Origin of the sequence: Acinetobacter sp. WCHA29, assembly GCF_002165335.1 — a bacterium.
GTDB lineage: Bacteria > Pseudomonadota > Gammaproteobacteria > Pseudomonadales > Moraxellaceae > Acinetobacter.
In genome coordinates, this window is the sequence record NZ_NHRQ01000008.1 from 78159 (window position 1) to 97707 (window position 19549).

The 19549-nt window shown below is 39.4% G+C and carries 18 protein-coding genes; 10 read left to right on the forward strand and 8 right to left on the reverse strand.

Going from position 1 to position 19549, the window contains the following annotated elements; all coding sequences use genetic code 11:
• Positions 1-326: 326 nt before the first annotated feature.
• The gene (locus tag CDG59_RS07825; RefSeq protein WP_087544640.1) at positions 327-956 is read right to left on the reverse strand and encodes a hypothetical protein; all 630 of its coding nucleotides are present in this window, start codon (positions 954-956) and stop codon (positions 327-329) included.
• 263 nt (positions 957-1219) lie between these two features.
• Between CDG59_RS07825 and rplM the strand changes: the two genes are divergently transcribed.
• A complete protein-coding gene (gene rplM, locus CDG59_RS07830) occupies positions 1220-1648 on the forward strand; it encodes a 50S ribosomal protein L13 (protein ID WP_004664909.1) in 429 nt (142 codons plus the stop codon).
• 12 nt (positions 1649-1660) lie between these two features.
• Positions 1661-2047, forward strand: a complete 387-nt coding sequence (gene rpsI, locus CDG59_RS07835; protein WP_004640839.1) for a 30S ribosomal protein S9 — start codon at positions 1661-1663, stop codon at positions 2045-2047.
• A gap of 137 nt (positions 2048-2184) precedes the next feature.
• Here the strand turns inward: rpsI and CDG59_RS07840 are convergent, their stop codons facing one another.
• Positions 2185-2583, reverse strand: a complete 399-nt coding sequence (locus CDG59_RS07840; RefSeq protein ID WP_087544642.1) for a hypothetical protein — start codon at positions 2581-2583, stop codon at positions 2185-2187.
• Positions 2584-2709: 126 nt separating this feature from the next.
• Between CDG59_RS07840 and CDG59_RS07845 the strand changes: the two genes are divergently transcribed.
• The 7 genes from CDG59_RS07845 to CDG59_RS07875 all read left to right on the forward strand — a co-directional run bounded on the left by CDG59_RS07845 (position 2710) and on the right by CDG59_RS07875 (position 7309).
• On the forward strand, positions 2710-3366 hold the full coding sequence (locus CDG59_RS07845) for a glutathione S-transferase N-terminal domain-containing protein (protein WP_087544644.1): 657 nt from the start codon (positions 2710-2712) through the stop codon (positions 3364-3366).
• A gap of 11 nt (positions 3367-3377) precedes the next feature.
• Entirely contained in the window at positions 3378-3803 is a 426-nt protein-coding gene (locus tag CDG59_RS07850; protein WP_004664913.1) for a ClpXP protease specificity-enhancing factor, read from the forward strand.
• Between the two features lie 17 nt (positions 3804-3820).
• Positions 3821-4468: a hypothetical protein gene (locus CDG59_RS07855; protein WP_087544646.1), complete on the forward strand. Its 648-nt coding sequence runs from the start codon at positions 3821-3823 to the stop codon at positions 4466-4468.
• 382 nt (positions 4469-4850) lie between these two features.
• On the forward strand, positions 4851-5210 hold the full coding sequence (locus CDG59_RS07860) for a hypothetical protein (RefSeq protein WP_087544648.1): 360 nt from the start codon (positions 4851-4853) through the stop codon (positions 5208-5210).
• Positions 5211-5356: 146 nt separating this feature from the next.
• Positions 5357-6316 (forward strand): hypothetical protein, encoded by a 960-nt coding sequence (locus tag CDG59_RS07865; RefSeq protein ID WP_087544650.1) that lies wholly within the window; start codon positions 5357-5359, stop codon positions 6314-6316.
• Between the two features lie 8 nt (positions 6317-6324).
• Entirely contained in the window at positions 6325-6867 is a 543-nt protein-coding gene (locus CDG59_RS07870; RefSeq protein WP_087535628.1) for a GTP-binding protein, read from the forward strand.
• Positions 6868-6889: 22 nt separating this feature from the next.
• The gene (locus tag CDG59_RS07875) at positions 6890-7309 is read left to right on the forward strand and encodes a roadblock/LC7 domain-containing protein (protein ID WP_087544652.1); all 420 of its coding nucleotides are present in this window, start codon (positions 6890-6892) and stop codon (positions 7307-7309) included.
• A gap of 108 nt (positions 7310-7417) precedes the next feature.
• Here the strand turns inward: CDG59_RS07875 and CDG59_RS07880 are convergent, their stop codons facing one another.
• The 6 genes from CDG59_RS07880 to CDG59_RS07905 all read right to left on the reverse strand — a co-directional run bounded on the left by CDG59_RS07880 (position 7418) and on the right by CDG59_RS07905 (position 17456).
• Positions 7418-9376, reverse strand: coding sequence for an acetyl/propionyl/methylcrotonyl-CoA carboxylase subunit alpha (locus CDG59_RS07880; RefSeq protein WP_087544676.1), 1959 nt, complete (start codon positions 9374-9376; stop codon positions 7418-7420).
• A complete protein-coding gene (locus CDG59_RS07885) occupies positions 9376-10200 on the reverse strand; it encodes an enoyl-CoA hydratase/isomerase family protein (protein WP_087544654.1) in 825 nt (274 codons plus the stop codon). Before CDG59_RS07885 ends, CDG59_RS07880 begins: the two co-directional genes overlap by 1 nt.
• Before the next feature lie 233 nt (positions 10201-10433).
• Positions 10434-13286, reverse strand: a complete 2853-nt coding sequence (locus tag CDG59_RS07890) for an HD domain-containing phosphohydrolase (protein ID WP_087544656.1) — start codon at positions 13284-13286, stop codon at positions 10434-10436.
• A gap of 402 nt (positions 13287-13688) precedes the next feature.
• A complete protein-coding gene (locus CDG59_RS07895; protein WP_087544658.1) occupies positions 13689-14849 on the reverse strand; it encodes an acyl-CoA dehydrogenase family protein in 1161 nt (386 codons plus the stop codon).
• 69 nt (positions 14850-14918) lie between these two features.
• Positions 14919-16532 carry an acyl-CoA carboxylase subunit beta gene (locus tag CDG59_RS07900; RefSeq protein ID WP_087544660.1) on the reverse strand — a complete coding sequence of 538 codons (1614 nt, stop codon included), beginning with the start codon at positions 16530-16532 and terminating at the stop codon, positions 14919-14921.
• A gap of 3 nt (positions 16533-16535) precedes the next feature.
• Entirely contained in the window at positions 16536-17456 is a 921-nt protein-coding gene (locus CDG59_RS07905; RefSeq protein WP_087544662.1) for an SDR family oxidoreductase, read from the reverse strand.
• Positions 17457-17632: 176 nt separating this feature from the next.
• On the opposite strand from CDG59_RS07905, the gene CDG59_RS07910 reads away from it, so the two are divergent.
• Entirely contained in the window at positions 17633-19435 is a 1803-nt protein-coding gene (locus CDG59_RS07910) for a DUF2075 domain-containing protein (RefSeq protein WP_087544664.1), read from the forward strand.
• Positions 19436-19549: the final 114 nt, after the last annotated feature.

Sequence of the window (19549 nt, forward strand, 5' to 3'; positions counted from 1 at the left end):
AACAATCCACTCCCCATATAAGCAAAAGTTTTTTAAAAAATATGAAGTGAAAATTTACAAGCTGATAAACAATAAATACAATAAATTTATTTTTACCAATAAATACAAGAATATAAACTATAAAAATAGAATTTAAATGCGACTAAAGAAAATCAATCGGAATAACATTAGAGCGATTAGATGCCACAACATAACGCTGATGAAACACTTAAAATGATGAAACACTTAAAATGATTATCCATCAAATTCTATTCCCTCTCAGCGCCCCCTAAATAAGAAGCAATCAAGAAAGAGAATAAAACTAAATAGTGAACAATTTGTAATTTTTAAGGCTTTTTCGCTTTAGGCAGATTTTCAGGCACTAGATTAGAAGGTACAAATTCAACTTGACGAGTCCACGGGTTAATTTTTGGTTGTACCTTTTTCTCAGGTTGAACAACCGCCGTCTCTTCTTTCTTTTCTACCGCAACAACCGCAACACTACTCGGCTTCTCTATAAATGGATTTGCAATCGGCTCTTTTTTCTCTACAGGTTGAGGCTGCTGCACAAGTTGTGGTTCTTTCTTTTCTGGCAATGGAGGCGTATTTACTGGGTGAGAAGTATAAGGAGATGCTATAGCACCTTGTTTTACAATAGTCTGCGATGATTGTTGATGCAGGGGAGTATTTGCTTGCACTGAAGAACTTGAGGGTTGTGCTAAGGGGTTCGTTTGATCATCTGGTATTTCAAGTGGTTTCATTTCAGCAGTGACCATCATTGCTGGATCAACATGCTCACCACGAGTCTCCAAGACTTCAACTTTACGACTTGTACCTTCTTTGGGCTGAAATTCAGAATAATTGGTTACACTGCCCTGATCGACCCATTTGTAGAGGCGTCGTGCATTCGCTTGTGTGGAACAAGCTATTACGCAAATAGCGACTACAATAATGTTTGTAGAAAACGACAATTTCATCAAATTCCCCAAAAGAAGAGGTAAATACTTCTACTTATTTCAAATAATTAATTGAAAAATGATAAGTCAAATACCACCGCCTCTCAAGCCAAAAAATGTAGCTCAAAATTAACGGCGATATAGTTACAAAATCAGTCACATTGCAGCAAAATATGACATTAACAATGAATTGTTCTTGTGTGATTTTAGAAATTCATATAGAATTCGGTCTCCTTTTGTTTGGGCGATTCCTTGCTCAAACCAACTATAATAGGTAGTGGTTAATGAAAACTCTCAGCGCTAAGCCTGCTGAAGTTCAACACGACTGGTATGTTGTTGATGCTTCTGGCAAAACTTTAGGTCGCCTTGCGACTGAAATCGCTCGTCGTTTACGCGGTAAGCACAAAACTTCTTATACTCCTCACGTTGACACTGGTGACTACATCGTTGTGATCAATGCTGAACACGTTCAAGTGACTGGTAATAAATCACTTGATAAGAAATATTATCGCCATACTGGTTTCCCTGGTGGTATCCGTGAGACTAACTTTGAAAAGTTAATCGCTCACAAACCTGAAGCAGTTTTAGAAAAAGCTGTTAAAGGTATGTTACCAAAAGGTCCTCTTGGTTATGCAATGATCAAAAAAATGAAAGTGTACGCTGGTAGCGAGCATCCTCATACTGCTCAACAGCCACAAGTTTTGGACATCTAAGGGATACAGCACATGGCTACTAATTATGGTACAGGTCGCCGTAAGACCGCAACTGCACGTGTTTTCTTATCAGCTGGTACAGGCAAACTCGTAATCAACAATCGTACTTTAGAGCAATATTTCGGTCGTGAAACTGCTCGTATGGTTGTACGTCAGCCTTTAGAGCTTTTAGAAGTTACTGAAAAATTTGACCTTTACATCACTGTTAAAGGTGGTGGTATTGGTGGTCAAGCTGGCGCTATCCGTCACGGTATTACTCGTGCATTGATCGCTGCTGACGAAACTTTAAAACCTGCTCTTCGTCAAGCTGGTTTCGTTACTCGTGATGCTCGTGAAGTTGAACGTAAGAAACTTGGTTTACGTAAAGCTCGTAAACGTCCTCAATTCTCTAAACGTTAATCGTTTTACGAATTGGACAAAAACCTCGGATTTATCCGAGGTTTTTTTATTGACCTAATCATCATATTAAGTTTCTACATAAATCTCATAAACACACTTTAATTGATCATGTTGCCCTGTTTGCTCATCTATACTTTTTAATTCCTCAATATAGTATGAGATGTGAATTTCCTTTCCGACTCGATAATATTTTTTTGCGACTTAACATTTAAATGCATCCATTCCATAAAAATCTCATTCGACCCATCGACTTTGATATCAATGACATTTGGTTTACGGCATCCATCCATATTATTGGTTGCATAAACTCTTACAATACGCCCCATAATTGTTTGTCGTGGAATTACACCTTTCTTGAGATTAGATATCCACGCGTCGGAACCAAATAAACCAAAAGTGCCTTTTAAGCCAACGTCAGGAAATTCAGGATCCAATGTTAATTCTTGGGCACCTTTCACATGTTCAGGATCCTGCTCAATACAGGGAATAGCTGAATACAATTGTTTCATTGTTTTTGGCATGTTTTTAATTGGCATAAAATTTATCTGAGTATAATTTTTTATCACTCAAAATTATAGATCAAAGAGATATCATTAAAGTCCCCGTGATTTTACTGCTCAGTTTTAGTATTCTACCCGATTGACTCAGCTCAATTTTGGAAAATGAACATCGAAAATACGCCTATTCAAGGCATTACGCTTTATAGTCATGCAGATGATTTCCGCTCACATTGGATTCGCTTTTTACTCGCTGAAAAGCAGATCAAATATCATCTGATTATCACTGATCATGAAGATGAAGATTTGGCTGATCTCAACCCCTACAATCAACTTCCTATGTTGATTGAACAAAATCTAAAACTTTTTTCACCAAATATCATTAGTGAATATCTGGATGATCGCTATCGTCAAAATAAGCTTTATGCGGATGCTCCAATGGCCAGAGCGGAGCAACGTCAATATATTTGGCGTTTTGAACAAGATTGGTTCAAGCTTGCAGATCAAATGCTTAGACATACCGATACGCTGAACCCGCAAGAAAAACAAAAAGCCCAGAAAGAACTTAGAGATACGCTTATTTCGCTTACCCCATTATTCCAACATTTTCCTTTTTTTATGTCTGAGACGTTTTCAATCTTAGATTGTATGCTCGCACCAATTTTTCTTAGATTAAAAAGTATGGGAATTGAACTTCCACCGCAACATTGCCGACCTATTTTTTTATATTGTCATCGTGTTTTTAGTCGCCCATCTTTCATTAAATCAATGACAGCTCAAGAAAAAAACAGCTACAATGATTTAATTCCTATGATTAAATAAGCTTGTAAATTATGTCAGATCAATTAAATGTTACACCCACACGCCCTTATCTTGCACGTGCCATTTATGAATGGATTTGTGATAACCAATTGACGCCTTATTTGCTCGTTGATGCAACACAACAACACACAGATGTTCCTCAACAATTTGTAAAAGATGGACAAATCGTTTTAAATCTGGCACCCCATGCAATCCATCAATTTCATATGGATAATGATGCTATTTCATTTTCAGCCCGTTTCGGCGGGGTCGCAAAAGATATTTATGTACCTATTCGCGCTGTTTTAGGGCTCTATGCTAGAGAAAATGGACAAGGTTTATTTTTTGATCCAAGCGAATATGGCGATATTCAAGAGACTATCGAAACTCCAATAGAAGATAAAAAGCAAGAAGCCGAACCGAATAAGAAAAAACCTTCTCTTAGGATTCTAGATTAAAAGCGAGGAAATGCACGATGGCATTTGACTTAGTTCAATACTTTTCTGAACAAATTAAACTTCAAAAACCACAGCTCTTTGATCAATACTCATCAAAAGAAAGACTTTATTTTATTGATGAAGTGAATATGCTTGCTCTTGGACAGTTGGTCAGTCTTTGGAAAAAAGATAATAAAAAACTTTATCAGGAAATAAAAACATCTGATCCCCTTTATATCCAAGGAATAGCTAGACATCTTACAACCTCTGCATATAATCAATCCGCTTTAAGCGCTTCTGAGTTAGAGTCAAGTATTTCAGAAATACTCACTTTACAATTCGCAGAATTAAATCAATTAGACCAAACAGGTAGCTTTGGTCAAACAGGTTTAAGTGAGCTTCTCTTAGGCCAAATAGAACATCTATCTGGAAAAGCAGAAGATTGGGTTTGGTCAACCAACCAACTCACTGAACTTTTAGGTTCAAAACCAGTCATACAGCAAGAAGTTTCTCTAGAGACAACGATACAGGAATTTAATCAAATGGTACATCAAGCACAACATACTGAAGAAATTTCAACTCCAGAACCAACTACACCGACATGGTCTTTTATTATTGCACCTGTAACAGCACTTATTATTTTATTATTTTTATATTGCAGCTACATTCAGCTGACGACTATTTAACCATATTAAAAAATGATAAAGAAAGTATATTACTTTCTTTATCAAATACTTACAGATATTTAAATCATACTAAAATAACAGGAACTATATGATTATAAAGATTTACATTTGTTTACAATCAAAAAAATAATTTAAACCACCCTATTTTTTGTGACAAAAATCACTGTTTTTGTCTAAAATGTGGTTTTTTATGCGTTTTTGATTTATATTTTTGACAAATACTGTCATTTATTACCAATTGTATTATTTTAAGTCTGTTTAAGTATTATTGATTTAATAAAAGAGTTTCCTATAATGAGATCAACTGCTTTTGAAAAATAATCTAAAACAAAAGCAGGGAATATGAATTCATAAACAAAGATACGTAAGTAGAGATAATATCATGGCTAAAATTTCACTAGAAAGCTTGACAAATATTGATGGTTTTGTGGCAGCGGCATTAGTAGACACTGAAAGTGGCTTAGCGCTTGCAACTCAAGGCGGGGGCGCAATTGACTTAGAATTAGCAGCAGCAGGTAACACTGAAGTGGTTCGCGCAAAACGTCGTGTTGCAAACTCACTCAAACTTAATGATGATATTGAAGATATTCTAATTACACTTGGTAAAGCATATCACCTAATTCGACCATTAGAGAGTAACGGAAATTTATTTCTTTACCTTGTATTAGATCGTAGCAAATCAAACTTAGCAATGGCACGCCACGAATTAAAAACGTTCGAAAAAGAATTAGACTTTGCTTAATTAAAATCTTAAGTTTTTTTAAAATTAGACTTCTTATATTTATTTTAATTATAAAAATTAGAATTATGTAAGAGGTCTTTTATCATTCTTAAGTAAAAGTATAATTTCGTTCAATGCAATATTTTATAAAACATTAAAGTGATACTATGAATGGACATTGCATTAATATCGCAATTTCAGGTATAAGTTTAAAAGTTTCAGATGAATTAAAAATAGAACTTAGAAAAACAATACCTCATGAATTTGGCATTAACTGGATCAATATTTCAGACCCAAATCTCGATTTATTATTAATAAATGAAAACTTTTTTGATACTGAAGGTATCCAACGTATTATTCAACAAAAACAATTACCATGTTTAAAAATTTCTAAGGGGCAAGGTTCTTGCCAAATCGATGAGGACAACACACTCTACCTTCCCTTTCAACAAACCGATGCCTTAAAGAATTGGATACAACTTAGATTGCTAAGTTATATTTCTAATCAACAACCTAAAAATGATTTTCTATCTAATCATAACGCTGTAAGTGAAAAGTTTTTAAAGGATATGCTAAGTCCTGAAAATGCTCGTCTTCATCTTTTTGATGATCATGGGACTTTAGCGATCATTGATACGCGTAGTCAGATTGCATGGTTAGAACCAACTCGCATACACACGCAAACCAATCATAGCTTTAAATATGAATTTGCGACCACTTTTGATTGCACAAAAGTTTCTCGTAAAGTTGAATATGACTTACAGGATTGGTTATGGAATTTATTTTGGCATTCTTTAGATTTTCAAAGACTTGCGCCGAATGAAAATGAATATTTTAAAATTGAACATTGGCCTCAACCTAGTCAAAGTACGGATCGAAAAATTATACTTTTGCTTTCAGCATGTTTTATACAAGGAGCTCAACTTTCACAAGTGGCAACTCAATTAAAAATCCCAATTCAAACGGTTCAACAATTTATTGCTGCCTGCATCATTTCAAATAATGGAGACATTATTCCAGCAACAGAAAGTCATTATTTGAAATCAGAAGCAGCCGAACAGCCTGTTGAAGAACACAACTTTTTTAATAAATTTTTCGGTAAAATTAGACGCCGATTTGGGCTTTAAGGAATTATATGATTTTACAACAATATAAGATTGTATTTGCTGGAAGCATGGGTGCTGGAAAAACTGAAGCGATAAGATCACTTTCTGAAGTTCCAGTACTCGCAACTGAAGCATTCAATACAGATAGTCAGGCTCATAATAAAATGCAAACTACGGTTGGCATTGATTATGGTGAAATTACCTTAGATGATGGTGTCAAAATCGGACTATATGGCACACCAGGTCAAACCCGTTTTGATTTTATATGGCCAGTGATTTGCCAAGGTGCTCTTGGTGTTATTATTTTAATAGATCATAATAGTAAACTCCCACTTGATGAACTTGAGGGGTATTTAGATACATTTAAAGACTATACAAAAAATATATCAATTGGTATTACTCATATTGATGAGAACAAAGGTCAGCCAACTTCCATTTATCGGGAGTGGCTGATCCAGAATGAGTATCAATATCCCCTGTTTTTTATTGATGCGCGTAAACAGGAGCATGTTCTGCTCATGATTGAATCACTCATCGCGGCATTAGAAGTCAATTTAAGAGCAACAAATTAATCACTTCATAAAGAGAAGAATTATGTTCAGTATTCCGAGCCAACAACGCACTGCGCCAAAAGAACTCATTCAATTAGCAAAAACACAGGCGAATGACATCTTAACAAATATCCGTGGTATTGATTACATTATGCTTTGTTCTACGGATGGCTTTGAATTGGCATCAATCTATAAAAAGAATCCTTATAACAGCACCAAGTTAGCTGCTGTAAGTAGTTCAATTTTAGCAATGGTCAGTGCATTTTTAAATGAAATTCATTTAACTGGATGTCAGAGTATCACGCTTGATGCTGAAAATGGTAAAGCAATCCTAACTTCGATTCCTGCACCACACCATCCGATGGTGATGGTGACATTAAGTAATAAAGACGTTCTTTTAGGACAATTACTTTATAGCTTAAAACAGGCTAGTGCAGCGATTGTGAATGCAGATCAAACATAATCCTTAACTCATTGATTAATCCGAAAGGAAATTCAACACACTCATTGGTCTCAATTGAAAAGCTATTAAAAAGCTAGGCGTAGAACCTAGCTTTTTAATTCACACATTTTATGCAATCGCAACATTTAATAATAATTGTCGTTTTTTCACTTGTTGTCCAATTTGACCAATCAACTCATCTACCACGCCGTCAACATCCGACTTGATTTGTTGCTGGATTTTCATGGCCTCCAAGATCAATAAGGTTTGCCCCTTAACAACAGCGTCTCCAGCATTAACCAATAGATTCACAATCGCCCCATCCATCGGCGCACGGATTTTACCATCCCCTACCACTTCAGTAGCTTCAGGTGCAGCATAGGTGATATTTTCAATCACTAAATTACCGTTTGCTGCATCTAAGTAGAGTTGGTTTTGATCAAGTACATAACTCAATTTACGGCGCACACCATCAACCTTATAGATGATCTGAGTATTAGTTATTTCTACGACCTGAATCGTACAGTGTTGATCACATAATCGCACGGTGACTTGCTGCTGATCCATCTCGACTTGTAGTAACAATTGTTGATCTGCACATTTCAACTTTAATGGTAGCGGTGTTGCAATACCTGTTTGCCATGCTGTTTTTGAAGCTTTGTGTTGCGCAAATAGTGTTGCTGCAATCGCTAAACTTTCAAGGGTTGGAACCTGTTGATGCAGGCTGACATCATCCTGAAAATGCTGCTGGATAAATGCAGTATTGGTATCACCCGCCACAATAATCGGATGACGCAATAAATTCACCAAAAATTGTTTATTGCTATTTACACCAAGCAATACACAATCATCAACAGCACGTGCTAATAGACGAATCGCATCCTGACGAGTTTTGCCATAAGCAATCACCTTCGCCACCATCGGATCATAGAATGGGCTAATTTCACCCGCCTCTAACATGCCATGATCAATACGGACATTCGGCAGCATTGCATCAAAGCCTGCAGGCTGCCAACGTAATACTTTTCCCGTTTGTGGCAAGAAGTCCTGACGTGGGTCTTCGGCATATAAGCGTACTTCGATCGCATGTCCACTTAAACTAAGTTCATGCTGCTGCAAAGGTAAAGTTTCACCATTGGCGACACGCAGTTGCCACTCGACCAAATCTAGTCCCGTAATCATTTCTGTCACAGGATGCTCAACTTGTAAACGAGTATTCATTTCAAGGAAATAAAATTCGCCAGACTGATCCAGTAAAAATTCAACCGTACCTGCGCCGATATAATCACAGGATTTTGCTGCCGCCACCGCAGCCTCTCCCATTTTTTGGCGTAACTCAGATGTCATTACTGGGCATGGTGCTTCTTCCACCACTTTTTGATGACGGCGTTGAATTGAGCAATCTCTTTCAAACAAATAAACATAATTGCCATGTGTGTCACCAAACACTTGGATCTCTACATGACGAGGTGCGATCACCGCTTTTTCAATAATTAATTCACCTGAACCAAAGGCATTTTCGGCCTCTGAACGTGCGGTTTTTAAGGCTTCCAACAAATCAGCCGACTGGTGTACCAAACGCATACCACGTCCACCACCACCAGCAGATGCTTTGACCATCAATGGAAAACCAATTTTTTCCGCTTGCTCAGCCAAGTATTCAATCTCTTGCTGATCACCCTCATAACCAGGTACACACGGTACACCTGCATCAATCATGGCAATTTTAGATAAACGCTTACTGCCCATTAAATGAATCGCAGCGGCGTTTGGCCCAATAAAGGTGATACCGTTGTCGCTACAAGCTTGGGCAAAATCGGTATTTTCAGACAAGAAACCATAACCAGGATGGACCGCATCTGCGCCTGTCTTTTTGCAGGCTTCAATGATATTGGTGATCGACAAATAAGATTCTGAAACTTTAGATGGCCCGATATAAACCGCCTCATCGGCAACTTGAACATGGCGTGCATTTTCATCGGCATCTGAATACACAGCAACGGTCTGATAGCCCATTGCTTTGGCCGTTTGCATCACACGAACTGCGATTTCACCACGATTTGCGACTAAAACTTTTGAAAATTTCATCATTGCTCAGTCCAATTTGGCAAACGTTTTTGAATAAAGGCCATCGTGCCTTCCTGCCCCTCTGCCCCACCAACGGCTTGAGCAAACTGCTGTGCAGCAGCATCCAATAAAGAATCTAGAGGCTCATTTAACGTCCGATGTAGCAATTCTTTAGTATTTCGAGATGCCAACGGCGCAGCACGTTTGATCTGTTGAATGGTATCAGCAAGCAATTGCTCAAGCTCAATATCATCACGCACAACTTCATGTATCACACCTAACTTCTGCGCAGCCTCACCATTAAAACGTGAACCTAACAATGCCAAACGACGCGCTTGGGTCAACCCAATCCGTTTCACTACGAACGGTGCAATTTGTGCAGGTAATACCCCAAGCCCTGTTTCAGGTAAGCCAAACTGAGCATTATCACGACTAATCGCTATATCAGAGACACATGCTAAACCAAAGCCACCGCCGAGCACTGCCCCTTCTAAAATTGCAACAACCGTTTGAGGAGCTTGATCAACTTGTTCAATCATGGCACCAAAACGGCGGTTAAAATCAACATAAGGCTGTAAACTGCCCACATTCGCCGCTTCAACACGCAAAGCTGCCATATCTTTAATATCACCACCTGCACAGAAATGCCCGCCTTTTCCACGCAGGATTACGGCACGAATCGAGCTATCTTCGGCAATATGAGCAAAGACCTGCTGAATGGCATTGACCATGTTGAGACTCATGGCATTACGGCTTTCAGGTCGGTTCAGCCATAGCGTTAAAATACTGCCTTGTCGTTCAAGCTGGATGCTGTCATCCACTTGTAAAGTATCCAGATTACTCATTTTATTCCTAATTTTTCATTCTTAATCACAGGTTAGCTATACAGGATCAACATCATACGCAACCACATGATCACAGGGGCAGCATCACCTGGATCAAAGATCCTTGCCCAACATATGACATTGTTATAACCCAGATGACCATGACCTCAGCCCCTCACACAACCCAGCCATGCCTCACAATATATCCCCACTTTACAAACCAAGCAAGTGCTTGGTTTGTAAAATAAGCATTATCATGCGTGATTAGCTTTGGCGGTACGCACCACAGCATCTATATCTACCTCATCAATTTGATGAGGTGGAATAAACTGTTGGGCATAATCCAGCCATAAACAACTTTGGACAAAATAGATAAACAGTGTACGGTCAAGATGATTTTCCTGACACATTTTTGCCATGATCATCAGCGACTCAGAAATGGTTTTGGCAGATTTGTAAGGACGATCCGCGGCAGTGAGCGCCTCAAAAACATCGGCCAATGCCAGAACACGCTCCTCAACAGACATTTGTGCCGCTTGCAAGCGTCTTGGATAACCCTGTCCATCCATACGTTCATGATGGTTAGTGGCAAGGTCGGGAATACGCTGCAAATGCTTGGGCCAAGGTAATTTGGTCAGCATAATCAGGGTCTGGACGATATGATTGTTAATCGCAAAACGATCTTCGCTGGTCAGTGTCCCTCGGCGAATACTAAGATTATAAATTTCCCCAGTATTTCTTTGGTAATGTGGAAGTTGCATGTCAAAACCATGCATGTTTAATGGATCATCCCGCTCTACATGGGGTTTATAATTTTCATCCCATGCAACCATATGCTCAGGTTTATCTGCCAATAGTCGCTCCTGTACGGGGAGTGGCGGCGCAGGATGATGATAAAGTGACTGTTCCAGTAGCGATAGCCCAAGACGGTTATCAAAATGACGTAACCATGTTCGCTGCCCGATCTGTTCTAAACGTAAAATCGTCTCATCACTTAAAAACTCCCCTCCAATATTGCATTTGGCAATAAAGGCAAAATCATCCTGTAGTTGCGCATACTGTGCATCACGCTGGGCTTCCGCACATGCCTGTTCTGTTCCTGTCAGTTGAGCCTTTAGACACGCTATCTCGGCATCCCGATATAACACTTCAAAACGGGTACGGATTTCATGGATACGGTTGTACAAGGTTTCCAGTTTGGTGGCTTTGTCAATAATATGTTCAGGCGTGGTAATCTTACCACAGTCATGTAGCCATGCTGCCAGACGGAAAGCCTCACGATCATCCGCATTGCAATGGAAATCAGCATATTGCCCTTGTGTTTCTGCTGACAAGTGATCCACAATCATCATTGCCAGTTTTGGCACACGACGACAATGGCCTCCTGTATGGGCACTCTTAGTATCAATCGCATCGGCAAGAACCAGAATGAAAGCCTCCAGAAGCGATTTCTGTGATTCAATCAATTGCCTGGTTTCAATTGGAATTGCCAACATTCCAGTTAACCGTTCACTAAAAATCAGGAAGTTTTGTGACGTATGTTCATGATCACCTTTATGCTCTAAAATCACATAACCCAAAATGTGTCCATCACGCCCGCGTATGGCAAAGGCCTGACACAGGGCATGGCGGTTAGGCTGCTGATTCTCAATGTTACCCAATTGTGCCGCAACGGCATCCACCTGATCTTGTCGTCCATAGGCGGCATTTTTTTGCCAACTGTTATCTTTTGACTGGTAAAGATACACTGCGCCACTATCACAACGAGCGGCCTCTACAAACAACCGAAGCACTTTATTCAGCATGGTATCAATCTGCGGTTCAGCTTGCAGTACCTGACTGATTTTTAACAATGCTTCCATGGTACGGCTCACATCATCCGTAACATCCGTCAATTGATAGGCTTCATACAACAAACTAAACTCAGGGCTAGGACGACTAAAATCAAAATGTGACATCTGCCGAACACGACGAATATGCTGTTCAATAATCTGGCCAATACGATGACCAAGCCATGCCCCCAAAGCAAGAAGCAGCATCCCCAAAACAATCGCAATCCCAATCATCTGGCGGCGATAAACAGGCAAATCCTTGAGTAGCTCTTGACTTGGAATGGCAACCAATAGCTGTAACCCCAGTTCACGATATTGGGCAAGTTCAATCTTTCGCCCAAACCATTCTTGATCATCAGCCTGATAGGTCATCACCTGAGTTTGTGATGGTAACTGCCACAACTGTAATAAAGCTGTGTTTTCCAAATGTTGCAGTGCAGGGGCTTGTGTGTTGGATGTGACTTGATCAATAGCTGAACCCATATTGACCCCAATCACCTCACCCTGACTATCCACCAATGCAATTTGACTATGGGGGGTAATACTCAATTGTTGCAGTGCATCCTTAATTCCATTTAAGGGTAAATCCATCGCAACAATCGCATGGGAATTACTACTGCGCATGGAAAGTGTTACACCCATCAAAGGTGTATCTGCATAAATATAGGGTTTTGAAATGGCAACATCTGTGGTGGCAAGCGCATTGTTATACCAGGGACGTTGCCGAGGATCATACACATAGTCTGGATCTATACGTTGCTCAATCAGGTTGAGCTGCTGATCATAGAATAAAAGTTGGTGTGTACGCTTTTCTGCTACCTGTCCCAACAATGTGCGAACCACGTATTTTGCCTGTTCTGGTGCGCGATAGCTCTGACGTAATGTCGCCTTGGTTAATGGACTCACCAGAAAATAATCACCATTATCATAGCCAATATACACAGCCGTTAATAATGGATTGGCATACAAATTGGTAGTAAAGGCCTCTAGGCGTTGCAACCGCTGGGGCAATGTGCTGGCTTCAACCACAGGATCAAAGGCCAGAACGCGCAGCAGTGCTTCAGCAGGATCAATAATTTGTTGTACTTTTTGTTCCGTGATTTGACTGGTCATTTCCGCCTTGCTAGTTGCGGCATCCAGAAGCAAAGTCTTTGCCTCAAACCAGTTAACTGTTGTAAAAGTGACGGATGTCAATGTGATGGCAATGATCATCATCATGGTCATCACCATGCGAATACGCCATTTATGTTGGAGCCGCTGCATTATGCTTTGCATATCTTTGTTCCATGTGTTGTATGTTGCACACGACAAAAGGCCAATATTTTTTTAAATATTCTGGGTATTTGTATAACATTCTATTTTAGTAGGTCATCACAAACATCATAAGTGAATACCCTGAACATGACAATCTAGAGGGAAAAAATTGCGATGAATTGAAAAAATTAAATAATTGATATCAAATAAATATTGATGTTTTTATAAAGATTTCACAACTATTGTTATAGGTAAAATATTTCGTTTTATTATCGGGATAATGCAAAGCCACACTTTAGCTACTTGATGTATAACAATCTTTCAGTATTTTTAATTTTACCTTTCTAAATCCTCCCTACCACGATGCTTAAGCCGCATCTCAGGGAGGATTTAGACATAGCTAAAATATAAATTAACTTTAGATCACCCTTTCTGCTTCTTCGGCAAGATATCCATCAATTTACAGATAATTCCGAGCATGATTTCATCTGCACCACCACCAATGGAACCTAAACGTCCATCACGGTACAGTTGCGAAGCAGGGTTCTCCCACATAAAGCCATTTCCACCCCAATATTGTAGGCAGCTATCCGCCACTTCTCGAGTTAAGCGCCCTGCTTTGAGCTTTGCCATCGAAGCCATCATGGTGACATTTTCACCAGCAATGTGTTGTTCACAAGCTTGATAAGTAAGTGCTTTTAGCGCTTCAACTTCAGTCATCAATTCAGCAAAACGGAAATGCACATATTGATTATTGATGAGTGGCTGACCAAATGTCGTCCGTTCTTTCGTATAATCAATGGTTTGTTGAATCACATTTTCCAAACCACCCACAGCATTTGCACATGCCCACATACGTTCTTCCTGAAACTGCATCATCTGCATCATGAAGCCCATACCCTCAGCACCCACCAGATTGCGCTGTGGTACACGAACGTTATCGAAATAAACTTGAGCCGTTGTGGTGGAGCGCATTCCTAGCTTATTCAGTGGTTCTGAGAAACTAATGCCTGCAGTCTTCGCAGGAACAATAATCATTGATTTATTGACATGTGGTTTGTCGTCAGAGGTATTGGCAAGTAAGCAGAAGAAGTCTGCTTGCAGTGAATTAGTAATCCACATTTTGCTGCCATTAATCACATAATCATCACCATCTTTTTTTGCGGTGGTTTTAACCGCTGCAACATCTGAACCTGCATGCACTTCTGAAACTGCAATCGAAGCCACATATTCACCACGAATCACAGGATTCAGAAACTCTTCTCTCAGTTCTTTACTACCAAAACGAGCAAGTGCAGGTGTTGCCATATCGGTTTGCACACCAATCGCCAAAGGCACACCACCACATGCTGCACGTCCTAATTCTTCTGCCACCACAAGGTTATACGAATAATCTAAACCCAAGCCGCCGTTTTCTTCGGGCTTACAAATACCTAGCAAGCCTAAATCTGCCATTTTCTTAAAGACGTCATGGATCGGAAAACGTCCCGCTGCTTCCCATTCGGGAATAAACGGATTAAGTTCCTTTTCTACAAAATGACGTGCGGTACGGCGTAATGCTTCATGCTCTGCGGTAAATTTCATTATTTTTTTCCTTAAAAATTGTTTTTCCCCTCTCCCTCAGGGAGAAGGCTAGGATGCGGGTATTAAAAATTAAAATCTAGACACACCAAAACGCGTTGGATTTAACTCGCGTTGCTGTGCTTCATAAATGGTCTGTAGCAAGAAGATCAATACTTTACGTGTATCTCTAGGATCGATAATGCCGTCATCATGTAACATCGCTGTATTAAATAAAGCGGTCGATTGCTGTTCCAATTTCATCGATGTACTTTGTTCTAGAAAATCCAACATTTGTGGATTCGGCTCCATACCTGAAGCTTTTTGCTTCCCTTCAGCCACGATACGCAACACTTTTCCAGCTTGAGCTGAACCCATCACCGCCACATGTGAATTTGGCCAAGCAAAAATAAAGTTTGGCGATAAACTACGTCCACACATGGCATAGTTACCTGCTCCATAAGAACCAGCAACAATGATAGAGATTTTGGGTACAGTCGCGTTGGCAACCGCTTGGATCAGCTTAGAACCATGTTTAATAATGCCGTTTTGTTCAGCATCCGTTCCGACCATAAAACCCGTGGTGTTATGCAAGAATAAAAGTGGTCGTTGGGTTTGTTCACAAAGATGAATAAACTGTGCGGCTTTCACTGCACCTTGTGGTGTGATGGGGCCATTATTGGTGATAATTCCAATATGTACCCCACCCATTTTTGCCCAACCGCAAACAGTAAGCGCATCATATTCTTGTTTAAATTCTAAAAAGTCTGAATCATCAATAATCCGCGCCACAATTTCTTTCATATCCAAAGGTTGCTTCGGATCTTGCGGAATAATGCCTAACAATTCCTCGGCTGAGTAACGAGGTTCTTTATAATCCTGATCGAGACTTTTGGTTTGTTCTTTCCAGTTCAAATGCTCAAAAATTTCACGAGCAATACGAATGCCATCAGCATCATTTTCAGCCAGATATTCCGCTACACCAGAAACCTGAGTATGCATTTCAGCACCACCGAGTTCCTCAGCCGTTGCCACTTCACCTGTTGCTGCTAACAATAATGGGGGACCAGCCAATAACATTTCGGTTTGCTTACGCACGGCAATCACATAGTCAGATAAACCTGGTTGATATGCCCCACCTGCGGTGGCATTACCATGTACAACAGATATCTGCGGAATCCCTGCCGCAGACATTCGTGCCTGATTGGCAAAAGTCATACCGCCATAAGTAAATACTTCGGCTGCATAGTTTAAATTTGCGCCGCCACTTTCGGTCAATGTCACAATCGGTAATTTTTGTTCAAGCGCAATCTTTTGCAAACGTAAGGTTTTTTGTACACCCATCGGTGACATGGTGCCGCCTTTGATTGCGCTATTACTGGCAGTGACCAAAGCACGAACGCCACTGACAAAACCAATTCCCGCAATAATACCCCCACCCGCTTCAGAGCCATCTTTATCATCATGCATGTTGTAGCCAACGAGACCGCATAACTCCACAAAAGGTGAATCAGCATCGAGAAGTAAACGTACACGTTCGTGTGGAAGAATTTTACCTTTCTTGTCAAACTTTGGTTTTGCGGCGTATGACTTATCAATGCCCTTTTGCTGTACGGCACGCACTTCTGCAATTTGGCTTAATAAAGCATCTCTATTTTGTTGATATTGTTCACTACCGACTGCAATTTCAGATTGAAGAATAGTCATAATTTAATCCTTGTTTGCATCTTGCTCTTGGGCAGATTGTTGTTCTGCTTTTTCAATCTGACCTTTGAGTACATCAGGAATAAATGCACGATGGAAGCCATTAAAAGACTGGCTATTGGTTGCATCTGCTAACGGATACATCCGTGTTCCTTGTGAAGCTGCACCATCAACTTTTAAGGTCACACCTGAAACAAATGCAGCAGCATCAGAGAGTAAATAACAAATCGCTGAAGAAATTTCCGACTCAGTACCCATTCGTTTTAAGGGCACATTACCTGCCAAACTTGGAATAATAAATTTGGCAAAGTCACCACTGTAGTTATCCATACCAGAAGAAATAATCCAACCCGGCGCGACACAATTAACCCGAACGCCTGAACGTCCCCACTCGACTGAAGCGGTTTTGGTTAGGTTATCCACACCTGAACGTGCTGCACCAGAATGTCCCATACCTGGCATACCGCCCCACATATCAGCAGCCATATTGACAATGCTACCGCCGTGTTTTGCCATCCATTGGTTATAGGCTTCACGCATCAGGTAAAAAGTTGAATGCAGGTTATTACGTACTACAGCATCAAAGCCATTGGCAGAAATACTTTCAAGTGCAGATGGAAATTGCCCACCTGCGTTATTAACAAGACCATCTAGCTTGCCAAATTTTTCAATGACTTCCGCAATCATGTTTTTGACTTGTTCTTCATCACGGTTATCACAGACGATGAAATGGACTTTGCAACCATCTTCTAAAATTTCTTGGCTGACTTTTTCTAACTTTTCAATTTTGCGCCCTGTGATCACCACCTGAGCGCCCAAAGAAGCCAATTCGTGTGCGGTACAACGGCCAATACCAGAACCTCCGCCTGTCACGACAATCACTTTGTCAGCAAATGCATCTGCTCTGAAAATTGATTGGTAAGCCATTTTGATAAGATCCATTCATGTATTATTTTTGAATGCCTATACACTACCAAGCAAGTGCTTGGTTTGTAAAGTGCATATTGTGACTTCGAGTAGAAGTCATAGTATTTTAAGTAATTGATTATTTTTGATGCTAAGATATTGTTCAATCTAAGATTTTTAAATTTAAAAAACTCACAATGAATACAAGTTATTATCAAAGTTCAATAGATTCTTTTTTAAACGAAAATAAAAATACAATTTTTGGACAACTGGCACGCCACCATCAACATGATTTAGAAGATTTGCAGAAAAATGCTTGGCTAGAACAAATTGAATTTCTACAACAAGCGCTTAAAGATGTTTGTGGACATTTATATTTCGAGTTTTCTATCCCCAGAATGGGCAAACGAGTAGATAACATTTTAATTATTAATAATTTGATCTGTGTAATTGAGTTCAAAGTAGGCGACAGAAATTATTCAAACTATGCTCAAAATCAAACAATCGACTATTGCCTCGACTTACAGAATTTTCATGAAGGGAGCCATAATAAAACGATTGTCCCCATTCTTATTGCTACAAATGCTCCAAGTAAACCCTCTAATATCAATGATTCATTGAACCTGACCACTTGCATTTTATGTAATAAAGAAAATTTCAAAGAGATATTGCTTCAAATTTTAGACCAAGCAAAAACTACAGAAAGCTTAGATATTCATAATTGGGAAAATAGCGTTTATAAACCGACACCAACGATTATTGAGGCTGCTCAAGCCTTATATAAAGGTCATAGTGTTAAAGAAATTTCAAGGAGTGATGCCGGTACAATTAACCTATCAAATACCTCTCATTTAATAAATACAATTATCGAAGACTCTAAAACCCAACATAAAAAATCAATCTGCTTTTTGACGGGTGTTCCCGGGGCCGGGAAAACTCTTGCGGGTCTAAATATCGCGAATGAGCGACTTAAAGCAGATGAATCAGAACATTCAGTATTTTTATCTGGTAATGGTCCGTTAGTAGATGTACTGAGAGAAGCTTTAACCAGAGATTCGGTAGAATCTGCTAAAAAAAGTGGCCAGAGAGTTTCACGTACAGAGGCTGAACGAAAAGCCAAGGCTTTTATTCAAAATATTCATCATTTTAGAGATGATAATTTAAGAACACCTCATGCGCCGATTGAAAAAGTTGTTGTTTTCGATGAAGCACAAAGAGCTTGGCAAAAAGAACAAGTCTCCAAGTTCATGCAACAGAAAAAAGGAATTCCAAACTTTGATATGTCTGAACCAGAATATCTAATCAGTGTAATGGATCGACATGATGACTGGTGTGCAATTATATGTTTAATCGGAGGCGGACAAGAAATCAATACAGGTGAAGCAGGTGTTTCAGAATGGATTGAGTCGCTAAAAACAAAATACTCATCTTGGGATATTTATTATTCAGATAAAATTTTGGCTGAACCTAATACCTATCTAAATGATCCAGATTTATCAAATTGGTTACAGCAACATGGACATCAAAGAACTGATCTTCATTTAGCTACCTCTGTCCGCTCATTTCGAAGTGAAAAAGTTGCGTCATTAATCCAATCTATTTTAGAAAATGAAAATGATCAAGCCGCTCAAATTTACCAAGACATCAAACATAATTATCCAATTAAAATCACGAGAGACTTAGCCAAGGCAAAAACCTGGTTAAAACATCAAGCTAGAGGTACTGAGCGAATTGGGCTGATTGCAAGTTCAGGCGCTAAAAGACTAAAAGCAGAAGGTATTTATGTTAAGAATGATATATCTCCAACTGATTGGTTTTTAAATCATCAAGATGATACCCGATCATCTTATTACTTAGAGGATATTGCAACGGAGTTCGATATCCAAGGGCTTGAAATCGACTATACCTGTGTAACTTGGGATATTAATCTTTATTATAATCAAGGTTGGCAATTTCAAAGTTTTAAAGGCTCAAAGTGGCAAAATATTAGGGCTTGTTGAGAATTAACAAAGGGTACTGATTAATTTATAATAGTACTATGGATAGATACATACTTACTGATGCCCAATGGGCAAAAATGGAACCTTTTTGCCTAGGTAAAGTGACCGATCGAG